Raw genomic sequence first — 21,048 nt, 5'->3', positions numbered from 1 at the left:
ACCTGCTGGTCTCGTGCGGGTGGTGCGGGTGTCAGCCCGGGTACTGGAAGACGTCGTCGAGCGGGACGCCGAACACGCGGGCGATCTGGAACGCCATCTCGAGCGACGGGGAGTACCGGCCCTGCTCGATGGCGATGACGGTCTGCCGGGTCACGCCGATGCGCTCGGCCAGCTCGGCCTGGGTCATCTCGCCGTGGGCGAACCGCAGCGTGCGGATCGTGTTGGTGACCCGCGTCGGAGGCTTCACCACGTGGAGAAGTCCTGCCGGTAGGCCGCCAGCTTGGTCATGGACGAGAGGACCGCCGAGAGGACGAAGCAGAGGTAGATGACGTTGGCGATCCAGAACCAGTCCGCCTCGAGCAGCGCCAGGACCATCGCGGCGAGGGCGCCGATGACGACGAACGACTGGCCCGTGCGCTCGCCCACGCGGTTGATCTCCTTGTCCCGCTGGTCCGTCAGGTGCCCGTCGCGCCGGTTGGCCAGCCCCACGCCGATCGAGGCGAGGATGGAGACGACGATGGCGCCGCCGATGGACCACAGGAGCGGCCCCACGTACGCGACCTCGGTCAGCGGCACGTCCCGCGCACGCGTCAGCACCACGGCGACGTACACCGCGTACGCGAGCACGGAGACGACGAACATCACCCAGACGTTCCGCTCCTCGTACGACATCAGCGCTCCCCGGCGACGGTCAGGACGGTCTTGCCCCGGGCGTGCTCGGCCATGAGCCGGCGCACCGCCTCCGGGGCGTCGCTCAGAGGGTAGGTGCGCTCGATCGCCGGGGTGAGCGAGCCGGCCTCGGCGAGCTCGCGGAGCCGGTCGAGCTTCGCGCGGCTCGCGGTGGCCACGACGGGCGTGAGGTGCTGGCCGACGAACAGGTTCACGACGAGCGCCTGCACCAGCCGGAGCACCGGCCCGAGGATCCGACCGCCGCCTCCGCCGGACAGGTGCAGCGTGCCGCGGGGGGTCAGCGCCCGCCGATAGGCCGCGAGGCTGCGGTTGCCGACGAGGTCGACGACCAGGTCGTACCGGGTGCCGTCGCTGGTGAAGTCGGAGCGCTCGTAGTCGATCACGTGGTCCGCACCGACGCCGCGGACCAGCTCCACGTTGCGCCCGCTGCACACGCCCGTCACCTCGGCGCCGAGCGCCTTGGCCACCTGGACCGTGAACGTGCCGACCCCGCCCGACGCGCCGTTGACCAGCACCTTCTGCCCCGGCCGGACCCCGGCGACGCAGTCGAGCGCGGTACCGGCGGCGAGCGGGAGGGTGGCCGCCTGCTCGAACGTCAGGTTCGCGGGCTTGGGCGCGACGAGCCTCGCGGGGACGCACACGTACTGCGCCCACACGCCCGCCACGGCCTCCCCGAAGAGCTCGTCGCCGGGCCGGACGTCGGTCACGTCCGCGCCGACCGCCTCGACGACACCCGCCACGTCCTTGCCGGGCACCCGGTGCTTGGGCCGACGCAGGCCCGAGACCGCCCGGATCAGCGACGGCCGGCCGGTCACCATGGCGACGTCGGCGAAGTTGAGCGACGAGGCGCGCACGGCGATCAGCACCTCGTCGGCCCTCGGCACCGGCCTCGGCACGGTCGTGGGCGTGAGCACCTCCGACGAGCCGTACGCGCGCTGGGTGATCGCCTGCATGGTGCGGGTCTCGGTCCGGGCGTCCATCGGAGTCTCCTGTGTAAAGAATTGTTGACATGGCGAAGGTATGGCGAACCAGACATCATGTCAAGAGTTCTTTACACGGCAGGATGGACGCCATGCTCGTCGTCGCGCTCTCGGGAACCGTCGGTGCCGGAAAGTCGACCGTCGCGGTCGCCCTGCGGGACGCGCTGCTCGCCCGCGGGATCGCCGCCGGTGAGCTGGACGTCGACGCGATCGCCAACGAGACCGTCGCGCCGGCCGACGACCCGTTCAACGAGCGCGTCGTCGTCGCCCACCTGCGGACGATGCGCCCGCACTGGCACGACGCCGGGCTCGACGTGCTGATCCTGCCGCGCGTCATCGAGACCGCCGCCCAGCGCGACGCGTACGCGGACGCCCTCGGCGAGCCGGTGCGGGTCGTGCGGATCGACGCACCGGCAGCCACCCGGCACGCGCGCCTGACCGCCCGGCACGAGCCCGGACCGGACCGCGACTGGCACCTGGCCCGCACCGACGTCCTCGCCGACCTGCTCGCCACGGCAGAAGTGGAGGACCTCGTCGTCACCAACGACGGTCTGGCCCCGTCCGCCGTCGCCGAGCAGATCGCGGAGCTGCTGGACGTCCGCGAACCGACAGATGAGCGGGCGTGACCAACTGACCGAGCGCCCTCAGTCGACGACGGCGGCCACGGCCTCGATCTCGACGAGCTGGTCGGCGTAGCCCAGCACCGTGACACCGAGCAGGGTGCTCGGGACGTCGTGCTCGCCGAACGCGTCCCGGACGACCTCCCACGCGGCGACCAGGTCGGACTGCCGCGAGGACGCGGCGAGGACGCGCGTGCTGATCACGTCCTCGAGCGTCGCCCCGGCGGCGCCGAGCGCCAGCGTGAGTGTCTCGATGCACCGGGCCGCCTGACCGGCGTAGTCGCCGACGGCCGCCGTCGAGCCGTCGTCCTCGAGCGGGCACGCACCGGCGAGGAAGATGAGACGGGCACCCGCCTGCGCCGTCGCGGCGTACGCGTACTGCGCGACGTCGCTGAGCGCTGACGACCGGATCAGCCGGACTGCGCTCGTCACGGAAGGACCCTTGCCAGGTCTTCTAGGGCGGCCAGCGGGTCCGGGCCGACCGGCATGAGGACCGTCGTCGTGACGCCCGCGTCGTGCAGCCGGCCGATGCGGTGGCGGGCGTCGTCCACGGTGCCGACGACCGCGAGCTGGTCCACCCACGCGTCGGGCATCCGCGCGACGAAGTCCGAGCGGTCGGCGGCGCCGGCGCGCAGCGCACGGAACTCGTCGGCGAATGGCAGCGGGGCGATGTGCACGTCCCAGTCCGGGTCGCCGATCCACTCCAGCGCGGGTCGGGCGGCAGCGCGTGCCGCGTCGGCGTCGTCGTCGACGGCCGCCACGCAGTACGCGACGATCCGGTGCTCGCGGGTCGGGGCGATGTGCCGGAGGGCCTCGGCGACGTACTCCGGCGTCACCGGCTCGGCCAGGATCGTGCCGTCGGCGGACCTGCCCGCCAGCGCGAGCGACTTCGGTCCACGGACGCCTGCCAGCACCCGCGGGACGCTGCTGGGCGGGGTGGTCAGCTCGACGCCCTCGAGCGTCACGTAGCGGCCGTCCGTGCTGGTGCGCGACCCGGTCAGGATTGCCCGGACCGCGTCGAGGTGCTCCCCCAACATGGTCAGCGGGCTCGCCGGCCACGCACCGACCTGCCGCATCCAGCCGGGCATCCCGTGCCCGATGCCGATGTCGACGCGACCCGGGAACAGCTCCGCGAGCGTCGCGGCCTCCATCGCCGTGAACGCCGCGTTCCGCACCGCGGCCGGCAGGATGCCGATGCCCAGGCGGATCCGCTCCGTCATGGCCAGCGCCGCGGCCGCCTGCGCGATGCCGCCGCGGAAGAAGCAGTCCTCCACCACCCAGAGCTCGTCGAACCCGAGCGTCTCCGCGCGCTGCGCGTAGGTGCGGAACTGGTGCGCGGGCAGGTCGCGCGGGAGCATGACGCCGACCGCGCGCTCGCCGGTGGGCTCCGTCATCGGCTCGGGCATCAGATCTCCTTGATCACGCGGGCCGGGTTGCCGACCGCGACGACGTTGGCGGGCAGGTCCTTGGTGACGACGGCTCCCGCGCCGACCACCGTGTTGTCACCGATGGTCACCCCCGGGCACACGATGACGCCGCCGCCGAGCCACACGTTGTCCCCGATGGTGATGGGCTTGGCCGCTTCGAGCTTGGCGCGCCGCGGCTCGGGGTCCACGGGATGGACCGGGGTCAGCAGCTGGACGTTCGGGCCGATCTTCGTGTCGTCACCGATACGGATGTGCGCGACGTCGAGCGCGACCAACCCGAAGTTGACGAACGACCGGGCGCCGACGTGCAGGTGGACGCCGAGGTCGACGTACAGCGGCGGCCGGATCCACGAGCCCTCGCCGAGCGACCCGAGCAGCTCGCGCAGCCGGTCCTCCGCGTCGTCGGCACCGTCCCTGACCGCCTGCGCGAACCGCTCCGCGCGGGCCTGGGCGGCACTCGTCAGCGCGTGGATCTCGGCGTCGGCCTCGTACCAGTCGCCGGCGACCATGCGTGCGTACTGCGTCCGGGCGTCCTCGTCGCTCATGCGTCCGACGCTCTCACACGCCCCCGTCAGCCCTGCGCCGCGCGCAGGAACTCCTCCAGCAGCGGCCCCGCGGTGGTCGACCCGTACTCGCCGACGTCGACGAAGACCGCGACGGCCAGGTCGCCCTGGATCGCGATCATCCACACGTGGTTCTGCAGGTTGCCGGCCTCGCCGAACTGCGCGGTGCCTGTCTTGGCGGCCACCTCGTCACCGGGCACGTCCAGCAGGAACGTCGCCCCGCCCTCGGTCACGACGCCGCGCATGAGCTGCTGCAGCGTCGCTGCCTCGTCCGCGGTCAGCGGGACGACCGGGCGGGGAGCATCGGTCGCCTCGTCGCTCGGCTCGGTCTCGTCGGCGGTCGGCGACGGCGTGGCCGCACCCTCCGCGGGGACCACGAGGCGCGGGACCACGGTCGCTCCGTGGGCGACCGAGGCGGCCACGGTCGCCATGCCGAGCGGCGACGCCAGCACGCGTCCCTGGCCGATCATCGACGCGGCGTGGTCGGTGCCGTCCGAGTCGCCGGGGACGTCGCCGAGGAACGCCGCGAACCCGAGCGACGCGTGGGGGTCGAGGCCGAGCGAGCCGGCGGCGTCGATGAGCGCGTCCTGGTTCGCCGCGTCCCGGGCCGAGATGAAGGCGGTGTTGCACGAGTTGGCGAAGGCCGTCCGCAGCGGGATGGTGCCCAGCTTGTCGGTCGGGTACTCGGGGAAGTTCGTGAACGAGCGCCCGTCGACCGAGACCGTGTCCGGGCACGTCGTGTCGCTGTCGGCCGTCATCCCGGACCGCAGGAGCGCGAGCGCGGTCACCACCTTGAACGTGGATCCCGGCGCGAACTGGCCGAGGGTCGCGGTCGACATCCCCTCCCCGCCGACCCCGCTGGCCGCCGCGAGCACGTCCCCGGTCGACGGCCGCAGCGCGACGACGGCGCTGGCCGGCGCGACCTCGGAGATCACGTGCTCCGCGGCCTCCTGCAGCCCCACGTCGATGGTCGTCGTGAGCGGCGTGCCCGGCGTGGGCTCGACCGCGTACAGCTGGCGCGGTGCGGTGCCGTCCGGCTGTGCCGCGGTGATCGTGAGCCCGGGCAGTCCGCGCAGCTGGGCGTCGTACTGGCGCTGCAGCCCGGAGAGCCCGGTGAGATCGCCGTCCGAGACGGCCCCGTCGGACTTCTCGATGATCTCCGCGGTGGCGGGCCCGACCGTCCCGAGGATGGGGCGGGCGAACTGGCGGGTGGGGGCGAGCGGCAGCTGGTCGGTGACGTCGTTGACCCCCGGCATCGCCGCCAGAGCGGCGACGTCGTAGGCCAGGTCACCGTGGCGGACGGTGATCGCCTCGACGAACGCACGCTCGCCGGCGGCGGCGACCTTGCCCGCGTACGCCTCGGCATCGATGCTGAGCGCCGCGGCGAACGCGCGCGCGGCCGCGTCCTGCTCGGGCGCGGCGACCCGCGTCTTGTCGATGCCGAGGCGGTGGACGGTTCGCGGCTCGACGATCACGGCACCGCCCGCCCCCAGCACGTTGGCGCGCTCGGCCCGGGCCCGCGTGACGGTGAGGACCTCACCCGCGACGAGGTCGGGTGCCAGCAGCGAGGGCGACCACGTGGCGCGCCACAGGTCCTCGTCGTCGCGGGCGAGCTTCGCGCTCGTCTCGTAGGTCCAGTCGGCGTCGCTCTCGTCGACGTCCCAGGTGTACCCGAAGGTCACCGTGGCGAGGTCCTCGTCCTTCTCGTCGATCGTCGTCGAGACGACCTTCACCTGCGGCTCCCACGGCGCGAGGCCCTCGAACGCGGCGGTCCGGGCCGCGGTCGCCTCGGTCTCGTCCACGGCACCCCCGGCGAACGGTGCCTCGCCGAAGTCGCCCGACGCGAGCGCCGCGGCGAGCGCCTGGGTCGCGCTGTCGGGTGTCGGCGGCTCCGGCGAGCAGGCGGCCAGACCCGATGCGACCAGGGCCGTCGCGATCCCGCCGACGACGAGCCGCCGCCGGGCTGCTGCCCGTTCACCTGCGAACGTCATGCTGTCCTCTCGTCACCTGCGACCGGGTCGCGCTCACGGGCACACTGCTGCTCGGTGCTGGGGCGACGCACCGCGAGCGTGCCACCGCCCGGATGCCGGGTGGGTGAGAACGGGGCAGCCTTCACCACTCCTCCCCAGACGGCGTCACGCCAGCACCCCGGCGGGGTCGTAGGTCCGGCGGACCTCCGTCAGCCGCTCGGCCGTCACGGGCGCCCACGCGGCGGTACCCCTGCCCGCGAAGTTCGGGTTGAGCTCGGCCGCGGTCCACGGGGCGAGGGCCTCCGCGACGGCATCGGCCGCCGCGGGCATCGTCGTGCCGAACTGCGTGGGGTCGACGCCGACGAGCCCGGTGACGAACGCCGCGCCACGACCCGCGACGGCCGACCCTCCGGGGACGTCCGCGCCGGTGGCCCCGGCGACGTGCCGCAGCTCGACGGCCACGAACGGCTGGCCGGCACCGGGCCCGACCGCGCCGAGCCACGCGGTCGCGAGGTCGTCGTCCGTGTGGCTGAGCATGGTCCCGCGCACCCAGCTGGGCCCGGGCTGGGTGGGGTCGTTGTGGATCTCCGCCGAGCGGGCCACGGGCAGGACACCGACCGTGTCCAGGAACGTCGGGGCGAGCGCCCGCAGGGGTGCTGCGGCCGCCTCGCCCGCTGTCTCGTCACCGGGCCGGGCGACGCGCAGGGTCAGGGCCGTCCGCCCGCGCAGGAACGGGGGCACCGCGTCGAGGTCGGGGAAGCGGATGATCGCCGCGCTCGTCGTGGTCTCCGCGTCGGCCGTCGCCGTCCAGGCGAGCCAGCCGCGCAGGGCGGTCTCGATGTGCTCCGCGTCGAAGAAGAGCGACCCTGCGTACAGCTCGGGGATCGCGACGAGCCGCAGCCGCACCTGCGTCACCACGCCGAGGCCGACCTTGCCACCCCGGAGCGCCCAGAACAGGTCGGGGTGCTCGTCGGCGGACGCCTCGACGACCTCCCCCGTCCCGGTCACCACGGTGAGCGACTCGAGGTAGTCGGAGCTGTAGCCGTGGCTGCGGGCGAGCGGACCGAGACCCCCACCGAGGAGGTACCCGACCACACCGACGTGCGTGGACGAGCCGGCCACCGGGGTGAGGCCGTGGGCGTCCGCGACGGGCACGACGTCGGTCCACAGGGCACCTGCGCCGACCGTCGCGACGCGGGCGTCCGGGTCTACGTCCACCCCACCAAGCCGGCGCGTGGTCAGCAGGACCCCGGCCGTGACGGGGACGGTCGCGCCGTGGCCGGTGGCCAGCACCGTAAGGTGCACGCCCTGGTCGGCGGCCCAGCGCACGGCCGCGACCACGTCCTGCGTGCTCGTCGCACCGACGACGACGTCGGGGCTGTTCACGACCGCGCGGTTGTGGGGCGCGACCTCGTCGGCGAACCCGTCGTCGTCGGGGGTCAGCACGGGTCCGGCGACGAGCGTGGCGAGCGGGTGCGACGACATGCCGGGCTCCTTCGAGGGTCGGTCACGGGCAGGGTGCCACGAGGGCAGCCGCGCGGGCACGACCTTTCCACCGACCACCGACATCCCGGTGCGCGACGATCAGCGGGTGGCCGACGACTTCACCTACGTGACGCACGAGCCGACGGGCCCGCTGGGCCGGTACGTGGCGAGCATCTGGTACGCCCGCGGCCGGCTGCGGGCACCTGCGGAACGCGTGGCGCCCACGGGGTCGGCCGTGCTGGGGCTGGTGCTCGGCGCGCCGATCGTGCAGGTGGCACGCAACGGCAGCGGCGAGCGGCACCTGGCACGGACCGGGTTCCTGCTGGGGCCGGACGACCAGCCGATGCTGAACCGGCCGCTGGGCGAGACGTGGTGCGTCGGCGTCGTCGCGACGCCCCTCGGGTGCGCCACGGCGTTCGGGGTCGACCCGCGCGCGCTCCGGGGCCGCGTGGTCGGCGCGGAGCCGTGGGCACCGGTGCGCCGTGCGCTGGTCCGCCTCGACGACCCCGCCACGATGATCGCGGTGGTCGAGGACGCGCTGCGCAGCTCCGTCGCGGTGCACGAGCCGGCGCTGCCGCGCTGCACCGACGCCGTGGAGGCCGCCGTCGCCGCCCTCGAGGCCGACCCGGGCCGCCCGGTCGCCGACGTGGCGCGCGCGCTGCACCTGTCGCACGCCCACCTGGACCGCGGCTTCCGGCGCGTGGTGGGGCTCAGTCCCGGGACGTTCGCGCGGGTGACCCGCATGCGGCACCTGCTGGCGTCGCTGGACACCGGGCGACCCGTCGGCTGGGGGCAGGTGGCCGCCGACCGTGGCTGGTACGACCAGGCGCACCTCATCCGGCACTTTCGACGGCACACCGGCACCACGCCCGCCGCGTACGTCGCGGCCTACCGGGCGGTCTACGGCGACGCCCCGACGGAGCCGGGCTTCGCGCCGGTGGTCAATCCTGTCCAAGACCGCGCTGCCGCGGACGCCTAGCGTCGCGCCCATGACCACCGCGATCGACACCACGACGGCCATCGCCGCACCCCCGGTCGCGGTCTGGGCAGCGCTGACCGACTGGTCGCTGGCGTCGCGCTGGATGCCGGGGGTGACGACGATGACCGGGGCCGTGGAGCAGGGCGCCGTGGTCACGTTCACGGTGCGCGGCAAGGAGCGCACGGCCGTCGTCGAGACGCTCGACGCGCCACGCACGCTCGCGCTGCTCTCGCGCTCCGGGCCGGTCACCGCCGTCTACACCTACACGCTCACCGCGACGCCGTCCGGGACGGACCTGCACCTGCTCGCCGACGTCACCGTGCGCGGTCCGCTGTCGCTCCTCGCCGGTCTGATCCGTGGGGCCGTCGCGAAGGAGGACGGCGTGCAGCCGGAGAACCTGCGCGAGGTCGTCGAGCCGGCGACGCGCTGACCTGCGGGTGCTCAGCCGACCAGCCGGCTGACCGCACCGTGCAGGTCCGCGCGGACGTGCTCCGGGTCCGGTCCCGGGGCGAGCGTGACGCCGTGCACCAGGGCGAGGACCTGCCCGAGCAGCCGGTCCGCGGGCCAGCCGTCGTCACCGCGGACGGCGCGCAGTGCGGCCACCTTGCGCTCGTGCGACGACACCGAGTGCGCGAGCTGCTCCCCGGGCCGCTCCAGCGCGTGCCAGAGGAGGAGCCGCACCAGCGACGGGTGCGCGAGGTTGAACTCCCAGAGCCGGACCGCGTACCCGGGCAGATCGACCGCGTCGAACGGCACCGCGTCCAGCAGCTGCTCGATCCGGTCCTCCACCACCCGGTCGAAGAGCTGGTCCTTGCTGCCGAAGTAGGCGTAGATCCGTTGCTTGTTGGCGCCCGCGCGCTCCGCTATCCGGTCCACGCGGGCCCCGGCCAGGCCGCGCTCGGCGAACTCGTCGGCGGCCGCGTCCAGGATCCGTCGCGGGGTGTCGGCGGCCATCAGGCCGGCAGGCTGGTGCCGGTCAGGTCCTCTGCCACGGCCCACAGACGGGCGGCCGTGTCGTCGTCGCGCATCCGGCGGGACAGCCGGACGGGGCCGGTGGCGCCGACGAGCCCGAACCGGCCGCTCGGTCCGTAGTAGCCGTCCTCGACGGCGCGCAGGTCGGCTGCGGCGAAGAGCATCGGCTCCGCGCCCTCCGCCGGCTGCTGCGACGGGACGAAGGGCAGGTTGCCGATGGACGAGCGGTGCACGGTGTCGCGGCCGAGCGACGCGCCCGCGGTCTGCAGGTTGGTCTGCGTGTAGCCCGGGTGGGCGGCGTTGCTGCGCAGCGCCCAGCCGCGCCGCATCGAGACGCGGGCGAGCTGCCGGGCGAGCAGGAGGTCGGCCAGCTTCGACTGCGCGTACGACCGCGTGGGGCTGTACCGGCGCCGGGTCCACTGCAGGTCGTCGAACCGGATCCGCCCCACGGCCGCCATCCCGCTGCTCATCGTGGTGACCCGTCCCGCCGGTGCCGCGAGCAGGAGCGGCAGGAGGCGGTTGGTCAGCGCGAACGGGCCGAGGTAGTTGGTGCCCAGCTGCAGCTCGAAGCCGTCCTCGGTCTCGAAGCGGGTGGGTGGTGTCATGACGCCGGCGTTGTTGACGAGCGTGTCGAGGTGCGGGAGGTCGCGGCCCAGCTCGTCGGCGAAGGTCCGCACCGACGCCAGGGACGCGAGGTCGAGCACCCGCACCTCGCCGGTGGCGGACGGGTGGGCGGCGAGGATCTCCGCGAGCGCCTTCTCACCCTTCTCCGCCGTCCGGACCGCGAGGACGACGTGGGCGCCGGCCGCGGCCAGGCGCTCGGCGGCCTCCCGGCCCGTGCCGCTGTTGGCCCCGGTCACGACGACCGTGCGTCCGGTCTGGTCAGGCACGACGTACATGGGAGCTCCTCGCCAACGGCAAACCAACTAGTTAGTTGGCTACTCTAACAGGCGCTCGGCCTCGCGGCGGGTTCGAATAGGAGACATGAGCACCGTCCCGAACATCACCCTGAACACCGGCGTGCAGATCCCTCAGCTGGGCTTCGGCGTCTTCCAGATCGACCCCGCGGAGACCAAGGACGCGGTCCTGCAGGCCTTCGAGGTGGGCTACCGCCACATCGACACGGCGCAGATGTACAAGAACGAGCAGGGCGTCGGCGAGGCGGTCGCCGCCTCCGGGCTGTCCCGCGACGAGGTCTTCATCACCAGCAAGCTCAACAACGACGCGCACGACCCTCAGGACGCGGCGATCGCGTTCGACCTGACGCTCGACACGCTCGGGCTCGACTACGTCGACCTGTTCCTCATCCACTGGCCCCTGCCGACCGTGAGCAACTACGTCGAGACCTGGAAGGCCATGGAGGACTTCTACCGGTCCGGCCGGGCCAAGGCCATCGGCGTCTCCAACTTCCAGCCGCACCACCTGCGCCGCCTCAACACCGAGACGACGATCACGCCCGCCGTCAACCAGATCGAGGTGCACCCGTACCTCACGCAGGACGACGTCCGCGCCTTCGACTCCGAGCACGGCATCGCCACCGAGGCGTGGAGCCCGATCGCGCAGGGCAAGGTGCTGGACGACCCGACGATCGTCCGGATCGCCGAGTCGCTGGGCCGGACCCCCGCGCAGGTCACGCTCCGCTGGCACATCCAGCGCGGCGACATCGTGTTCCCCAAGTCGGTGACCCGCAGCCGCATCGAGGAGAACTTCGCGCTCTTCGACTTCGAGCTGTCCGACGTCGACGTCGCGGACATCACCGGCCTGAACCGGGACGAGCGCACGGGACCCGACCCCGACACGTTCGACTACGTTCCCAGCTAGGTGTCGATCCGGCTGCTCACCGTTCGTATGGAGGGTGAGCAGCCGGCACAGGGCCGGCGCCGCACCTGGAGGAGGACGCCATGAGCCACTACCTGCTGAGCGTGATCGAGCCCACCGGACCCCGGCCCGCCCCCGAGGTCCTCGAGCCGGTCATGCAGGCCGTCGGCGCGGTCGACCAGGCCATGCGCGACGCCGGCATCTGGGTCTACTCGGGCGGTCTGCACGACCCGAGCACGGCGACGGTGCTGCGCGCGAAGGACGGCGACGTGGTGACCACCGACGGCCCGTTCGCCGAGGCCCGCGAGCACCTGGGCGGTTTCACGATCGTCGACGTCGGCGACCTGGACGCGGCCATGGACTGGGGCGGGCAGCTGGCCGTCGCCTCGGGCCTGCCCATCGAGGTCCGGCCGTTCCGGTACTAGCCCCCCGGTGACACGCATCGACGAGGACGCGATCGCGCGGGTGTTCCGTGCAGAGCACGGCCGCGCGGTCGCGGTCCTCGCCCGGTCCTTCGGCGACCTCGACGTCGCCGAGGAAGCCGTCCAGGACGCGTTCGTCTCCGCGGTGGAGCACTGGCAGACCGACGGCGTGCCCCCCAGCCCGGCGGGCTGGATCATCACGACCGCCAAGCGGCGGGCCATCGACCGGTTGCGGCGGGAGGCGTCCCGCGACGACCGGCACGCGCAGGCGGTGCTGCTGCACCAGCGCGACGACCCGGTGGAGGAGGGACCCGTGCGCGACGACCGGCTCCGGCTCGTCTTCACCTGCTGCCACCCGGCGCTCGCCGTCGAAGCGCAGGTGGCGCTCACGCTGCGGCTGCTCGGCGGGCTGACCACCCCCGAGATCGCGCGGGCGTTCCTCGTCCCCGAGGCGACGATGGCGCAGCGCCTGGTGCGCGCGAAGGGCAAGATCCGCGACGCCCGCATCCCCTACCGCATCCCGTCGGACGCCGACCTGCCCGACCGGCTCCAGGCGGTGCTCGCCGTCGTCTACCTCGTGTTCACCACCGGCTCCTCGGCGCTCACCCGTGAGGACCTCTGTGCCGAGGCGATCCGGCTGGGCCGCGTCCTGGTCGAGCTCATGCCCGACGAGCCCGAGGCTCTCGGCCTCCTCGCGCTCATGCTGCTCACCGACGCGCGCCGCGACGCCCGCACGTCCGCCGACGGGTCGCTCGTCCTCCTGCACGACCAGGACCGCTCGCTCTGGGACCCGGGCGAGCTCGACGAGGGCCGCGAGCTGGTCCGGCGGTGCCTGCGCCGCGACCACCTCGGCCCGTACCAGCTGCAGGCCGCGATGCAGGCGGTGCACAGCGAGCCCGCCGGCACCGACTGGCGGCAGATCGTGATCCTCTACGACCAGCTGATGTCGATCGCGCCGAGCCCCGTCGTGGCGCTCAACCGCGCTGTCGCCGTCGCCGAGCTGGACGGGCCGGAGGTCGGGCTCGCGCTGGTGGACGCCCTGCCGCTGGAGCGGTTCTACCTGTTCCACGCCGTCCGCGCCGACCTCCTGCGCCGCCTCGGCCGAACCGCCGACGCGGCCGACGCCTACGACGAGGCGCTGGCGCTGACCCCCAACGAGCAGGAACGCGACTTCCTCCTGCGCCGCCGCGCAGCGACGACGACGCCCTAGTCCTCAGCGGCCCAGGAACACGCTCGCGTGGGAACGCGCCCGGATGGCGGGCTGCAACGTCCGCACAAAAAATGGTCAGAACCCACCGATGTGCGGACGTCCCGGGGGAGGGTTCGCAACGTCCGCACAGAGAAGGGTCCGAACCCCCCGATGTGCGGACGTCCCGAGTCAGGTTTCGCAACGTCCGCATAAAGGAGCGTTGGAACGCGCCGATGTGCGGACGTCCCGGGTGAGGGAGCACAACGTCCGCGTAACGGAGCGTTGGGACGCGCCGATGTGCGGACGTCCCGGGTGAGGGAGCACAACGTCCGCATAAGGGAGCGTTGGAACGCGCCGATGTGCGGACGTTCGCGGTGGCGGGACGCGTTGGGCCGTGCGTCAGCCCAGGCGGCTGACCAGGCCGGCGCGGACGACGAACCACTCCGCTGCGACGATCGAGAAGTATGCGGTGTCCCGCAGGCCGCCGTCGGTGGCGACGGTCTGGACGCGACGGACGCCCTCGAACCGGCCGCCGATCCGCTCGATCGCCCGGCGTGACGCGGCGTTGCGCGCATCGGTCTTCAGAGTCACGCGCAGCGCGTGCCACGTCTCGAACGCGTGCGTCAGCAGCAGGAGCTTGGCCTCGGTGTTGATCGCGGTCCGCTGCGCCGACGCCGCGTACCAGGTGCTGCCGATCTCCGCGACGGACGGCGGGTTCTGCTCGCTGGGCGCCCCGCCGGTGCCGATGCCGGGAGGCCACGGCGCCGGGTCCTGGAACACCTCGAGGTCGAGGAACCGGGTGCTGCCGACGAGTGTGTCGTCGGAGAGGCGCCGGACCGCGAACGGCACCGCCCGGCCGCCCGCGGCATGCTCCAGGGCGGCCTCGACGTAGGTCCGCGTCTCGTCAGGGCCGTCGGGCACCCACGTGTAGCCGTAGCTGCCGCGCTCCTCGGCGGCGGCTGCGGCGAGCCCGTCGACGTGGGTCAGGGCGAGCGGTTCCAGCCGCACGTGACGGCCGGTCAGGGTGAAGGGCTCGAGCATGGCGTCATCCTGCCGGACGCCGCCGCCGCGTGCCGACGGTCGCTCAGACGGTGGCGTGCTCGTTCGCGGCGCGCATCGAGCGGCGGCCACCGGGGACGGCCAGCGCGAGAGCGACCACGAGCAGCAGCGCGACCCCGGCCCAGATGAGCAGCGACTCGACGCTGAACATGTCCGCCAGGGGCCCGAACACCGCCATGCCGAACGGCATCGACAACGCCATCACGATGCCGACGAACCCGAACACGCGCCCCTGCATCTCCGGTTCCACGGTCTCCTGGAGCACGGTGAACGACGGCGTCGAGAAGGCCGGCACGGACAGGCCGAGCAGGAACATGAACGCGAAGAACACCCAGAGGTTGGTGGACAGCCCCAGGCCGATGGAGATCACGCCGAACACCAACGTCGAGATGAGGATCATCCGCACGCGGTTCCACTTGCCGGCCCACGCCGCGATGGCCGCGCCGCCGAGCACCATGCCGATGCTGAACGCGAGCTCGTTCACGGTGAGCTTCCACACCTCCTCGCCGAACGTCCGCACGATCATCAGCGGGGTCAGGAACGAGGGGGCGACGATGAGCACGAAGACGACCGCGTAGAGCACGAGGATCCAGCGCACGAAGGCGTGCGTGACCACGTACTTCACGCCGCCGACCAGGTCCCCGAAGTAGCTGAGCTTCTCGTCCGAGCGGACCAGGCGCGGCACGGTGACCAGGAGCAGCAGGCCGATCCCGATGACGGCGGTGACGACGTCGATGTAGAACACCGCGACGATCGACATGCTCGCGTAGACCGCGGCCGCGGCCGCCGGGGCGACGAGCATCATGGCCGACTGGATGGTGCCGTTGATGCCGTTGACGCGCATGAGCTTGTCCGCGGGGACGATCTGCGGCAGGAGGGCCGCGACGGCGGGCATCTGGATCCCCGCGCCGGCCGAGCGGATCGCGATGGCGACGAAGATCAGCCAAAGGTCGGTGGCACCGGCGGCCATGAACATCGCCAGCGCCAGGGTGACGACGGCGATCGTCGCGTCCGCGCCGATGATCAGCTTCTTGCGGTCGAGCCGGTCCGCCCAGACGCCGCCGAAGATCGAGATGACGGCCTGCGGCAGGAACCCGAAGACCGCGTACAGGGCCATGACGCCGCCGGACTTGGTCTCCAGGGTCAGGTGCCACATCACGGCGTACTGCACGAGCATCGAGCCGAACAGCGACACCGTCTGCCCGGTGAGGAAGATCGTGGTCTCGCGACGCCAGCCGGGCCGCTCCTCGGTCGGGGCGTCCACGGTCGGCGTCTCCTCGGTCATGTCCGTCATGGTGTCAGTCGCCTCCGACATCGAGCACGGGAGTTTTCGTGACGGCCGCCGACCGAGCCATGAGCACGTTGCGTTCCCGCTGCGTGGGCGCCAGGGCCGCGGCGCGCTCCAGCTCGTCGGCGGCCTCCTCGGTCCGCCCCAACCGGGCCAGCACGTCCGCGCGCACTGCTCCGAGCAGGTGGTAGCGGGCCAGGCGCGGGTCGTGCCGGATCGCGTCCAGAGCCGTCAGCGCCGCCTCCGGACCGTCCGCGTGCAGGACGGCCACCGCACGGTTGAGCTCGACGACGGGTGACGGCGCCAGCTGGGCGAGCGCGTCGTAGAGCGCCACGATCGCCTCCCAGTCGGTGTCCTCGAACGTGCGGGCCCGGCTGTGGCACGCCGCGATCGCCGCCTGCACGGTGTACGGGCCGAGGGGCTTGCCCAGGGTGATCGCCCGGTCCAGCGCGGCGAGGCCGTGCTCGATCAGCGCGCTGTCCCAGCGCCGCCGGTCCTGGTCCTGCAGCAGCACGCCGTCGCCGCGCGCGTCGAACCGCGACGCCTGCAGCTCCATGAGCGCCACCAGGCCGAACACCTCGGGCTCGCGCGGGAGCAGCCCGGCGAGCACCCGGCCCAGCCGCATCGCCTCGTCGGCAAGGTCCCGGCGCACCCACGTGGGACCGGTCGTGGCGGCGTGCCCCTCGGTGAAGATCACGTGGACCACCTCGAGCACCGAGCCCAACCTCGTCGGCAGCTCGTCCGCCTGCGGCACCTCGAAGGGGACGTGCGCCTCCGCGAGGGTCCGCTTGGCGCGCGAGATCCGCTGCCCGACCGTCGGCGACGGCACCAGGTACGCGCGCGCGATCTCGTCCGTGGTGAGACCGCCGAACAGCCTGAGCGTCAGCGCGATCCGCGACTCCCGCGGCAGCACCGGGTGGCAGGTGAGGAACACGAGCGACAGCAGGTCGTCGCCGATGGGCTCGTCGACGATCCGGTCGGCGGCCCGCTCGTCGGACAGGGAGTGCGCGAGGACCGCGTACTTGGCGCTCCGGTTCTGGTCGCGCCGGATCAGGTCGATCGCGCGGTGCCGTGCCGTGACCATGAGCCAGGCACCCGGTTGGTCCGGGACGCCGGTGACGGGCCACTGCTCCAGCGCGGTGACGAAGGCGTCCTGCGCCAGCTCCTCGGCCAGCCCGACGTCCCGGACCAACCGGGTCAGCGACGCGATCAGGCGCGGCGACTCGATCCGCCAGATGACCTCGACCGTCCGCCGCGCGTCCGACATCAGCCGTGCTGCTCCTTGATGCGGTCCATCAGCGCCTGCTCCTTCTCGAGGACGTCGGGCGAGACGACCTTGGCGAAGTCCTCCATCTCGAAGTACGGCCGGATCTCCAGCACCGAGCGCAGCTCCGGCGTCGACGGGCAGCGCTTGGCCCACTCGACGGCCTCGTCCAGCGAGCTCACCTGCCAGATCCAGTAGCCCGCCACGATCTCCTTGGCCTCGGTGAAGGGGCCGTCGACCACGGACACCTCGCCGCTGGTGTCCCAGACGACCTTGGCGCCCTTGCTGCTCGACTGGAGCCCTTCGCCGGCGAGCATGATCCCGGCGTTCACCAGCTGCTCGTTGTAGGCGTTCATCTCCTCGAACATCGCCTCGGTAGGGGCGACCTTGTCCTCGTCGGCGCCGTCGCCCTTGATCATGACCAGGACCTTCATGGTGATCTCCTTCGTCTGGTGTGCCGCGCCGGATGCGGCCTCACTGTGTCGTCGAACGGCGGGAGCCGTCTTCGACACGATCTCCCGACGAGTTCTAGCGTGGACGGATGACCCCCGACCACCTGAGCGGCATCGCGCGCTACTGGGACGCCGCCGCGGCGGGGTTCGACGACGAGCCCGACCACGGCCTGCGCGACCCGGCGACCCGTGCGGCATGGGCCTCCCGCCTCGCCGGGTGGCTCCCCTCGGGCCCGTGGGACGTGCTCGACCTGGGCTGCGGCACGGGCTCGCTCAGCGCGCTGCTCGCGCAGGTGGGGCACCGGGTCACCGGCGTCGACGTCTCCCCGCAGATGATCGAGCGGGCGCGCACCAAGCTCGCCGACGCGGGACTGCCCGCCACGTTCGTGGTCGGCGACGCCGCGGACCCGCCCGGTGACCCGGTCGATGTCGTGCTCGTCCGGCACCTCGTGTGGACCCTGCCGGACCCCCGGGCAGCCCTGGCCCGGTGGGTCGGGCTCCTGCGGCCCGCCGGCACGCTGGTCCTCGTCGAGGGCCGATGGGCGACGGGCGACGGCGACCCGTACGTGACCGACGCCCCGCCCCTGCCGTGGGGCGGCGGTGTCACCGCGGCCGAGCTCGCCGCCACCGTCGCACCCCTGGTCAGCGGGCTCCGGGTCGAGCTGCTCGGCGACGACGACGCCCTCTGGGGTGGACCGGTCACCGACGAGCGGTACGCGCTGGTCGCCCGCCTCTGAGCGACCGCGAGCCGGACGTCAGCCGCCGGTCGCGGCCGTCGCCGCCAGCCGACCGATCCACGCCGGGGTGGCCCTGCCCTGGCCGCGGTCGGTCACCAGGCGCAACCGGGCCGCGGACACCTCGGCCCTCGTGACCGTGAGCACCGGCCTCGCGTCGGACGGCCGCACGAACGGCTCGCCGTCGGCGGGCACGAAGTCCACCTCGTCGACGGCACCGCGCTCCTGCACGCCCTGCAGCGCGTCGAACGACAGCCCCGCCAGGAACGCCTGGTCGTCCGGCCCGGCCAGCCGCGAGGTAGCCAGCAGCGCCAGCGCGTCGAAGCCGACGGACCGCTTGCTCTCGTCCGTCTCGAACACCAGCCCGGCCGCCCACTGCACGCGGGCCCACCACTGCGTCTGGGCGTCGGCCGCCGTGCGCTGCCGCACGGTCTGGATACCGACGATCAGCGCACCGATCGCCCCGACGGCCGCGACCAGCGGCCCGAGCGTCGCGATGAGCACGAACCACGGCTCGTCGGTCGTCACCATCGCAGTCCCGCTCCCTCGTCTCGGTGCCGGTCGCGAGCGTAGCGGGAGGAACCGTCACGAGGCGGACGGGGACGATCCCGCCGTACCGACCGACGGGCGGAGGGTCGATAGTGGGAGGCACGAGCGCGACGGAGGGACGACGACGATGGCCGGCACGGGCACGAAGGACGACCCCTGGCAGCTCAGCACGGCTCCGGGGTCGTCGGCGTACTCGATGTACCGCGACGGGTCCGCGGACCCACCCGCACTCGTCTGCCAGGTGGGGTCGACGACGCTGCGGTACCGCCTGCGTGCGGTCGAGGACCTGCACGCCTGGCTGCTGGCGCAGGGTGACTGGGTACCGCTCGGCGCCGCTGACGAGAAGAAGCCCGCCGCTGCCGGGTCGGTCGAGGCGTGGGGTCGGGACGGGTCCAACCCGGTGGGTGGCTGGTACGGGCTGCGCGCGGGCTACCGCGGCCGGTTCGGGATGTACCTGCCGCCTCTGCTCGAGGCCCTCGGCCTGGCCGAGCTGACGCACGACGCCCGCAACAACCGGGTGCGCGCCCTCCCGGCGACCTGAGAAGACTGTGGACCCCCTGAGAGACCGGCGCGTGGAGGGGCCACCCGCCCTAGCGTGAGTCTCCCGACCACGGCAGGGGCAGCCATGAGCATCGCGACGACCTGGGGCGTCACCAGGGCCGAGCAGGACCGGACGTATCCGTGCGACGCGATGCTCCCTGATCCCGGGGACCGGTTGATGCGGGGCGTGGACGTGGCGGCGCCCGCCGACGTCCTCTTCCGGTGGGTGTGCCAGTTCCGGGCCGCGCCGTACAGCTACGACTGGGTCGACAACCCGGGCCGCCGCAGCCCTCGTCGGCCGCTGCCGTGGTGCTGGGACCTGGAGGTGGGGCAGACGTTCTCGACGATCTTCACGCTCGAGTCGTTCGTCGTCGGGGAGCACCTGACCTTCCGCATGAGGCCGGGCCTCAGCACCCGGGTCTTCGGCGACATCGTGCTGACCTACGCCGTCGTCGCCGCCGGTCCCGAGCAGAGCCGGCTCGTGGCGGTGATCCGCGGCACGCGAGCGACCAGCCGCGCGGCGGCGATCCGCAACCGGCTGCTGGCGTGGGGGGACCTGGTGATGATGCGCAAGCAGCTGCTGACGTTCGCGTCGCTGGCCGCGCGGGAGCACGCCGAGCGGTCGCGCGCTCAGTCGACCGTGTAGTCGAACCGCATCCGGTGGGTGCCGTCGGCGTCCACCACGAGGGCGCCGCTGCCCGCGATGCCGGCGAGCTCCCCGGTGCCGCTCGACGGCACGATCAGGAAGTGCTCGGCGGAGCGGTCGGTGCCGCTGGTCGTCGCGCCGTGCACGAAGTTGAACGTGCCGGCGCGCCCGTCGAGGGTGCCCTCGAACGACTCCATGGCGACGTAGGTGCCCACACCGCTCGCCGGGTCGAACGCCGACGTGAACAGCGTGGTCGACCGCCCCTGGACGCCGCCCACGTACTGCTTCTCCATCGTGGCGACGCCGACGCCGAGCGCCGTCACGACGGGGTGCTCCTCCGTGACCGGCACCCCGGCGAACCCGCTGACCGTGAACGTTCCCTCGGTGATCATGCGCGGCACGCTAGCGGGGCCCACCGACACCCGCGTACCGCGCCACGAGCTCGGCGCCGAGCACCGCGAGCTCGTCCCGGACCGACGCCGGCTCGAGCACCTCGACGGCCGCCCCGAAGCCGGCGAGCTTCTCGGCGACCGAGCGCGCGGTGTGCGACGCGACCTCCAGCCGCACCCGGCCCTCGTCCGGACCGTCCGCCGCCCCGAGGACGGTGACGTGCCGCCCGAACAGGTCGCGCACCACCCGCACCAGGAACGGCGTGGTCAGGACGGTCGCCGTCACGCGCGATCGCCGCTGCTCGACCTCGTCGACCACCGCCTCCCAGATCCCCTCGACGTCCAGGTCGTCGGGGCGGGCCGCCGGGGTGTCGAGCACCGACAGGCTGATGATCCGGTCGAGGCGGAACGTGCGGCGTCCCGCGGGGGTGCCGGCGACGAGGTACCAGAGCTCGCCCTTGTCGACGAGCGCCCACGGGTCGACGGTCCGCTCGGACGCGCCGGACCGTCCGCCGTACCCCAGCGTCACCTGCCGCCGCCGGACGACCGCGCCCTGCAGCTCCTCGACCCACGGCTGCCGCGACCGCGCGGCCGACCCCCACCCGCCCGGGTCCACGAGGACCGCGCGTCCCGCGGCCTCCGCCTCCGCACGGAAGGTCGCGGGCAGCGCGCGGACGAGCTTGCGCAGGGCCGAGGTCGCGTCGGCGGACCGGTCGGACGACGACCCGACGAGCAGGAACAGCGCCTGGGCCTCGGGGGCGGTCAGCCCGGTCAGGTCGGTCCGCGCGCCGCCGACGAGCGACCAGCCCCCGCCGCGCCCCGGCTGCGGGTAGACCGGGATGCCGGCCGTGGAGAGCGCCTCGAGGTCGCGACGGGCGGTCGCGACGGAGACCTCGAGCTCCGCGGCCACCTCCGCGGCGGTCACGCGACCGCGCGCCTGCATCAGCAGGAGGGTGGCCACCAACCGGTCTGCGCGCATGTCGGAAGAGTTGCAGACAAAGTGCTCAGAAGG

Annotated in this window: 26 protein-coding genes; 9 read left to right on the top strand and 17 right to left on the bottom strand. The window is 73.2% G+C overall.

What is annotated here, in order from left to right; all coding sequences use genetic code 11:
• Positions 1 to 31: 31 nt before the first annotated feature.
• From CXY01_RS12215 to CXY01_RS12205, 3 genes are read right to left on the bottom strand one after another with little or no spacing between them, the layout of a single operon-like run.
• On the bottom strand, positions 32 to 247 hold the full coding sequence (locus tag CXY01_RS12215) for a helix-turn-helix transcriptional regulator (protein WP_371862770.1): 216 nt from the start codon (positions 245 to 247) through the stop codon (positions 32 to 34).
• Complete coding sequence (locus tag CXY01_RS12210; RefSeq protein ID WP_146927711.1) at positions 244 to 672, bottom strand: hypothetical protein; 429 nt, start codon at positions 670 to 672, stop codon at positions 244 to 246. The genes CXY01_RS12215 and CXY01_RS12210 overlap by 4 nt, the downstream gene beginning before the upstream one ends.
• The gene (locus tag CXY01_RS12205; RefSeq protein WP_246125280.1) at positions 672 to 1,670 is read right to left on the bottom strand and encodes an NAD(P)-dependent alcohol dehydrogenase; all 999 of its coding nucleotides are present in this window, start codon (positions 1,668 to 1,670) and stop codon (positions 672 to 674) included. The genes CXY01_RS12210 and CXY01_RS12205 overlap by 1 nt, the downstream gene beginning before the upstream one ends.
• A gap of 83 nt (positions 1,671 to 1,753) precedes the next feature.
• Between CXY01_RS12205 and CXY01_RS12200 the strand changes: the two genes are divergently transcribed.
• Positions 1,754 to 2,296 (top strand): adenylyl-sulfate kinase, encoded by a 543-nt coding sequence (locus tag CXY01_RS12200; protein ID WP_186813392.1) that lies wholly within the window; start codon positions 1,754 to 1,756, stop codon positions 2,294 to 2,296.
• An 18-nt stretch (positions 2,297 to 2,314) separates the two neighbouring features.
• Here CXY01_RS12200 and CXY01_RS12195 read toward each other — a convergent pair whose 3' ends face one another.
• From CXY01_RS12195 to CXY01_RS12175, 5 genes are all read right to left on the bottom strand, one after another.
• Positions 2,315 to 2,722, bottom strand: coding sequence for a RidA family protein (locus tag CXY01_RS12195; protein ID WP_146927709.1), 408 nt, complete (start codon positions 2,720 to 2,722; stop codon positions 2,315 to 2,317).
• On the bottom strand, positions 2,719 to 3,696 hold the full coding sequence (locus CXY01_RS12190) for an LLM class flavin-dependent oxidoreductase (RefSeq protein WP_246125278.1): 978 nt from the start codon (positions 3,694 to 3,696) through the stop codon (positions 2,719 to 2,721). The genes CXY01_RS12195 and CXY01_RS12190 overlap by 4 nt, the downstream gene beginning before the upstream one ends.
• Positions 3,696 to 4,262: a sugar O-acetyltransferase gene (locus tag CXY01_RS12185; protein ID WP_146927708.1), complete on the bottom strand. Its 567-nt coding sequence runs from the start codon at positions 4,260 to 4,262 to the stop codon at positions 3,696 to 3,698. The genes CXY01_RS12190 and CXY01_RS12185 overlap by 1 nt, the downstream gene beginning before the upstream one ends.
• A 26-nt stretch (positions 4,263 to 4,288) precedes the next feature.
• Positions 4,289 to 6,271 (bottom strand): penicillin-binding transpeptidase domain-containing protein, encoded by a 1,983-nt coding sequence (locus CXY01_RS12180; protein ID WP_146927707.1) that lies wholly within the window; start codon positions 6,269 to 6,271, stop codon positions 4,289 to 4,291.
• 144 nt (positions 6,272 to 6,415) lie between these two features.
• The gene (locus tag CXY01_RS12175) at positions 6,416 to 7,735 is read right to left on the bottom strand and encodes an FAD-binding oxidoreductase (protein ID WP_186813391.1); all 1,320 of its coding nucleotides are present in this window, start codon (positions 7,733 to 7,735) and stop codon (positions 6,416 to 6,418) included.
• 106 nt (positions 7,736 to 7,841) lie between these two features.
• Here CXY01_RS12175 and CXY01_RS12170 point away from each other — a divergent pair, with 106 nt between their 5' ends.
• Positions 7,842 to 8,714, top strand: coding sequence for a helix-turn-helix transcriptional regulator (locus tag CXY01_RS12170; RefSeq protein WP_186813390.1), 873 nt, complete (start codon positions 7,842 to 7,844; stop codon positions 8,712 to 8,714).
• A 10-nt stretch (positions 8,715 to 8,724) separates the two neighbouring features.
• Positions 8,725 to 9,144: an SRPBCC family protein gene (locus CXY01_RS12165; RefSeq protein ID WP_146927704.1), complete on the top strand. Its 420-nt coding sequence runs from the start codon at positions 8,725 to 8,727 to the stop codon at positions 9,142 to 9,144.
• An 11-nt stretch (positions 9,145 to 9,155) separates the two neighbouring features.
• Here CXY01_RS12165 and CXY01_RS12160 read toward each other — a convergent pair whose 3' ends face one another.
• Entirely contained in the window at positions 9,156 to 9,668 is a 513-nt protein-coding gene (locus tag CXY01_RS12160) for a TetR/AcrR family transcriptional regulator (protein WP_146927703.1), read from the bottom strand.
• Entirely contained in the window at positions 9,668 to 10,585 is a 918-nt protein-coding gene (locus CXY01_RS12155; RefSeq protein ID WP_146927702.1) for an SDR family oxidoreductase, read from the bottom strand. Before CXY01_RS12155 ends, CXY01_RS12160 begins: the two co-directional genes overlap by 1 nt.
• Positions 10,586 to 10,670: 85 nt before the next feature.
• Here CXY01_RS12155 and CXY01_RS12150 point away from each other — a divergent pair, with 85 nt between their 5' ends.
• From CXY01_RS12150 to CXY01_RS12140, 3 genes are all read left to right on the top strand, one after another.
• Positions 10,671 to 11,507 (top strand): aldo/keto reductase, encoded by an 837-nt coding sequence (locus CXY01_RS12150; RefSeq protein ID WP_146927701.1) that lies wholly within the window; start codon positions 10,671 to 10,673, stop codon positions 11,505 to 11,507.
• An 80-nt stretch (positions 11,508 to 11,587) separates the two neighbouring features.
• Entirely contained in the window at positions 11,588 to 11,929 is a 342-nt protein-coding gene (locus tag CXY01_RS12145; RefSeq protein WP_146927700.1) for a YciI family protein, read from the top strand.
• A 7-nt stretch (positions 11,930 to 11,936) separates the two neighbouring features.
• Positions 11,937 to 13,136, top strand: a complete 1,200-nt coding sequence (locus CXY01_RS12140) for an RNA polymerase sigma factor (protein ID WP_146927699.1) — start codon at positions 11,937 to 11,939, stop codon at positions 13,134 to 13,136.
• 378 nt (positions 13,137 to 13,514) lie between these two features.
• Here the strand turns inward: CXY01_RS12140 and CXY01_RS12135 are convergent, their stop codons facing one another.
• Genes CXY01_RS12135 through CXY01_RS12120 form a run of 4 tightly spaced genes read right to left on the bottom strand, consistent with a single transcriptional unit; the run spans position 13,515 to position 17,160 of the window.
• On the bottom strand, positions 13,515 to 14,156 hold the full coding sequence (locus tag CXY01_RS12135; protein WP_146927698.1) for a GNAT family N-acetyltransferase: 642 nt from the start codon (positions 14,154 to 14,156) through the stop codon (positions 13,515 to 13,517).
• Positions 14,157 to 14,199: 43 nt separating this feature from the next.
• Positions 14,200 to 15,459, bottom strand: coding sequence for an MFS transporter (locus CXY01_RS12130; RefSeq protein ID WP_146927697.1), 1,260 nt, complete (start codon positions 15,457 to 15,459; stop codon positions 14,200 to 14,202).
• Between the two features lie 13 nt (positions 15,460 to 15,472).
• A complete protein-coding gene (locus CXY01_RS12125) occupies positions 15,473 to 16,729 on the bottom strand; it encodes an RNA polymerase sigma factor (protein ID WP_146927696.1) in 1,257 nt (418 codons plus the stop codon).
• Positions 16,729 to 17,160: a YciI family protein gene (locus tag CXY01_RS12120; RefSeq protein WP_146927695.1), complete on the bottom strand. Its 432-nt coding sequence runs from the start codon at positions 17,158 to 17,160 to the stop codon at positions 16,729 to 16,731. Before CXY01_RS12120 ends, CXY01_RS12125 begins: the two co-directional genes overlap by 1 nt.
• A gap of 107 nt (positions 17,161 to 17,267) precedes the next feature.
• Between CXY01_RS12120 and CXY01_RS12115 the strand changes: the two genes are divergently transcribed.
• Positions 17,268 to 17,915 carry a class I SAM-dependent methyltransferase gene (locus CXY01_RS12115; RefSeq protein WP_146927694.1) on the top strand — a complete coding sequence of 216 codons (648 nt, stop codon included), beginning with the start codon at positions 17,268 to 17,270 and terminating at the stop codon, positions 17,913 to 17,915.
• An 18-nt stretch (positions 17,916 to 17,933) separates the two neighbouring features.
• On the opposite strand, the gene CXY01_RS12110 is transcribed toward CXY01_RS12115, so the two are convergent.
• Positions 17,934 to 18,443 carry a hypothetical protein gene (locus tag CXY01_RS12110; protein ID WP_146927693.1) on the bottom strand — a complete coding sequence of 170 codons (510 nt, stop codon included), beginning with the start codon at positions 18,441 to 18,443 and terminating at the stop codon, positions 17,934 to 17,936.
• 145 nt (positions 18,444 to 18,588) lie between these two features.
• On the opposite strand from CXY01_RS12110, the gene CXY01_RS12105 reads away from it, so the two are divergent.
• Together CXY01_RS12105 and CXY01_RS12100 are read left to right on the top strand one after the other, a co-directional pair.
• Positions 18,589 to 19,002, top strand: a complete 414-nt coding sequence (locus tag CXY01_RS12105) for a DUF6855 family protein (RefSeq protein WP_146927692.1) — start codon at positions 18,589 to 18,591, stop codon at positions 19,000 to 19,002.
• An 84-nt stretch (positions 19,003 to 19,086) separates the two neighbouring features.
• Positions 19,087 to 19,647, top strand: a complete 561-nt coding sequence (locus tag CXY01_RS12100; protein WP_146927691.1) for a hypothetical protein — start codon at positions 19,087 to 19,089, stop codon at positions 19,645 to 19,647.
• Here the strand turns inward: CXY01_RS12100 and CXY01_RS12095 are convergent.
• Positions 19,632 to 20,039: a DUF3224 domain-containing protein gene (locus CXY01_RS12095; protein ID WP_146927690.1), complete on the bottom strand. Its 408-nt coding sequence runs from the start codon at positions 20,037 to 20,039 to the stop codon at positions 19,632 to 19,634. The two genes, CXY01_RS12100 and CXY01_RS12095, sit on opposite strands and share 16 nt — an antisense overlap.
• Positions 20,040 to 20,049: 10 nt before the next feature.
• On the bottom strand, positions 20,050 to 21,015 hold the full coding sequence (locus CXY01_RS12090) for a helix-turn-helix transcriptional regulator (RefSeq protein WP_146927689.1): 966 nt from the start codon (positions 21,013 to 21,015) through the stop codon (positions 20,050 to 20,052).
• Positions 21,016 to 21,048 lie beyond the last annotated feature (33 nt).

This window comes from Cellulomonas xylanilytica, assembly GCF_007989805.1.
Lineage (GTDB): Bacteria > Actinomycetota > Actinomycetes > Actinomycetales > Cellulomonadaceae > Cellulomonas > Cellulomonas xylanilytica.
Note: the sequence above shows the minus strand (reverse complement) of the source record. Positions and strands in the feature narration are given on the sequence as shown.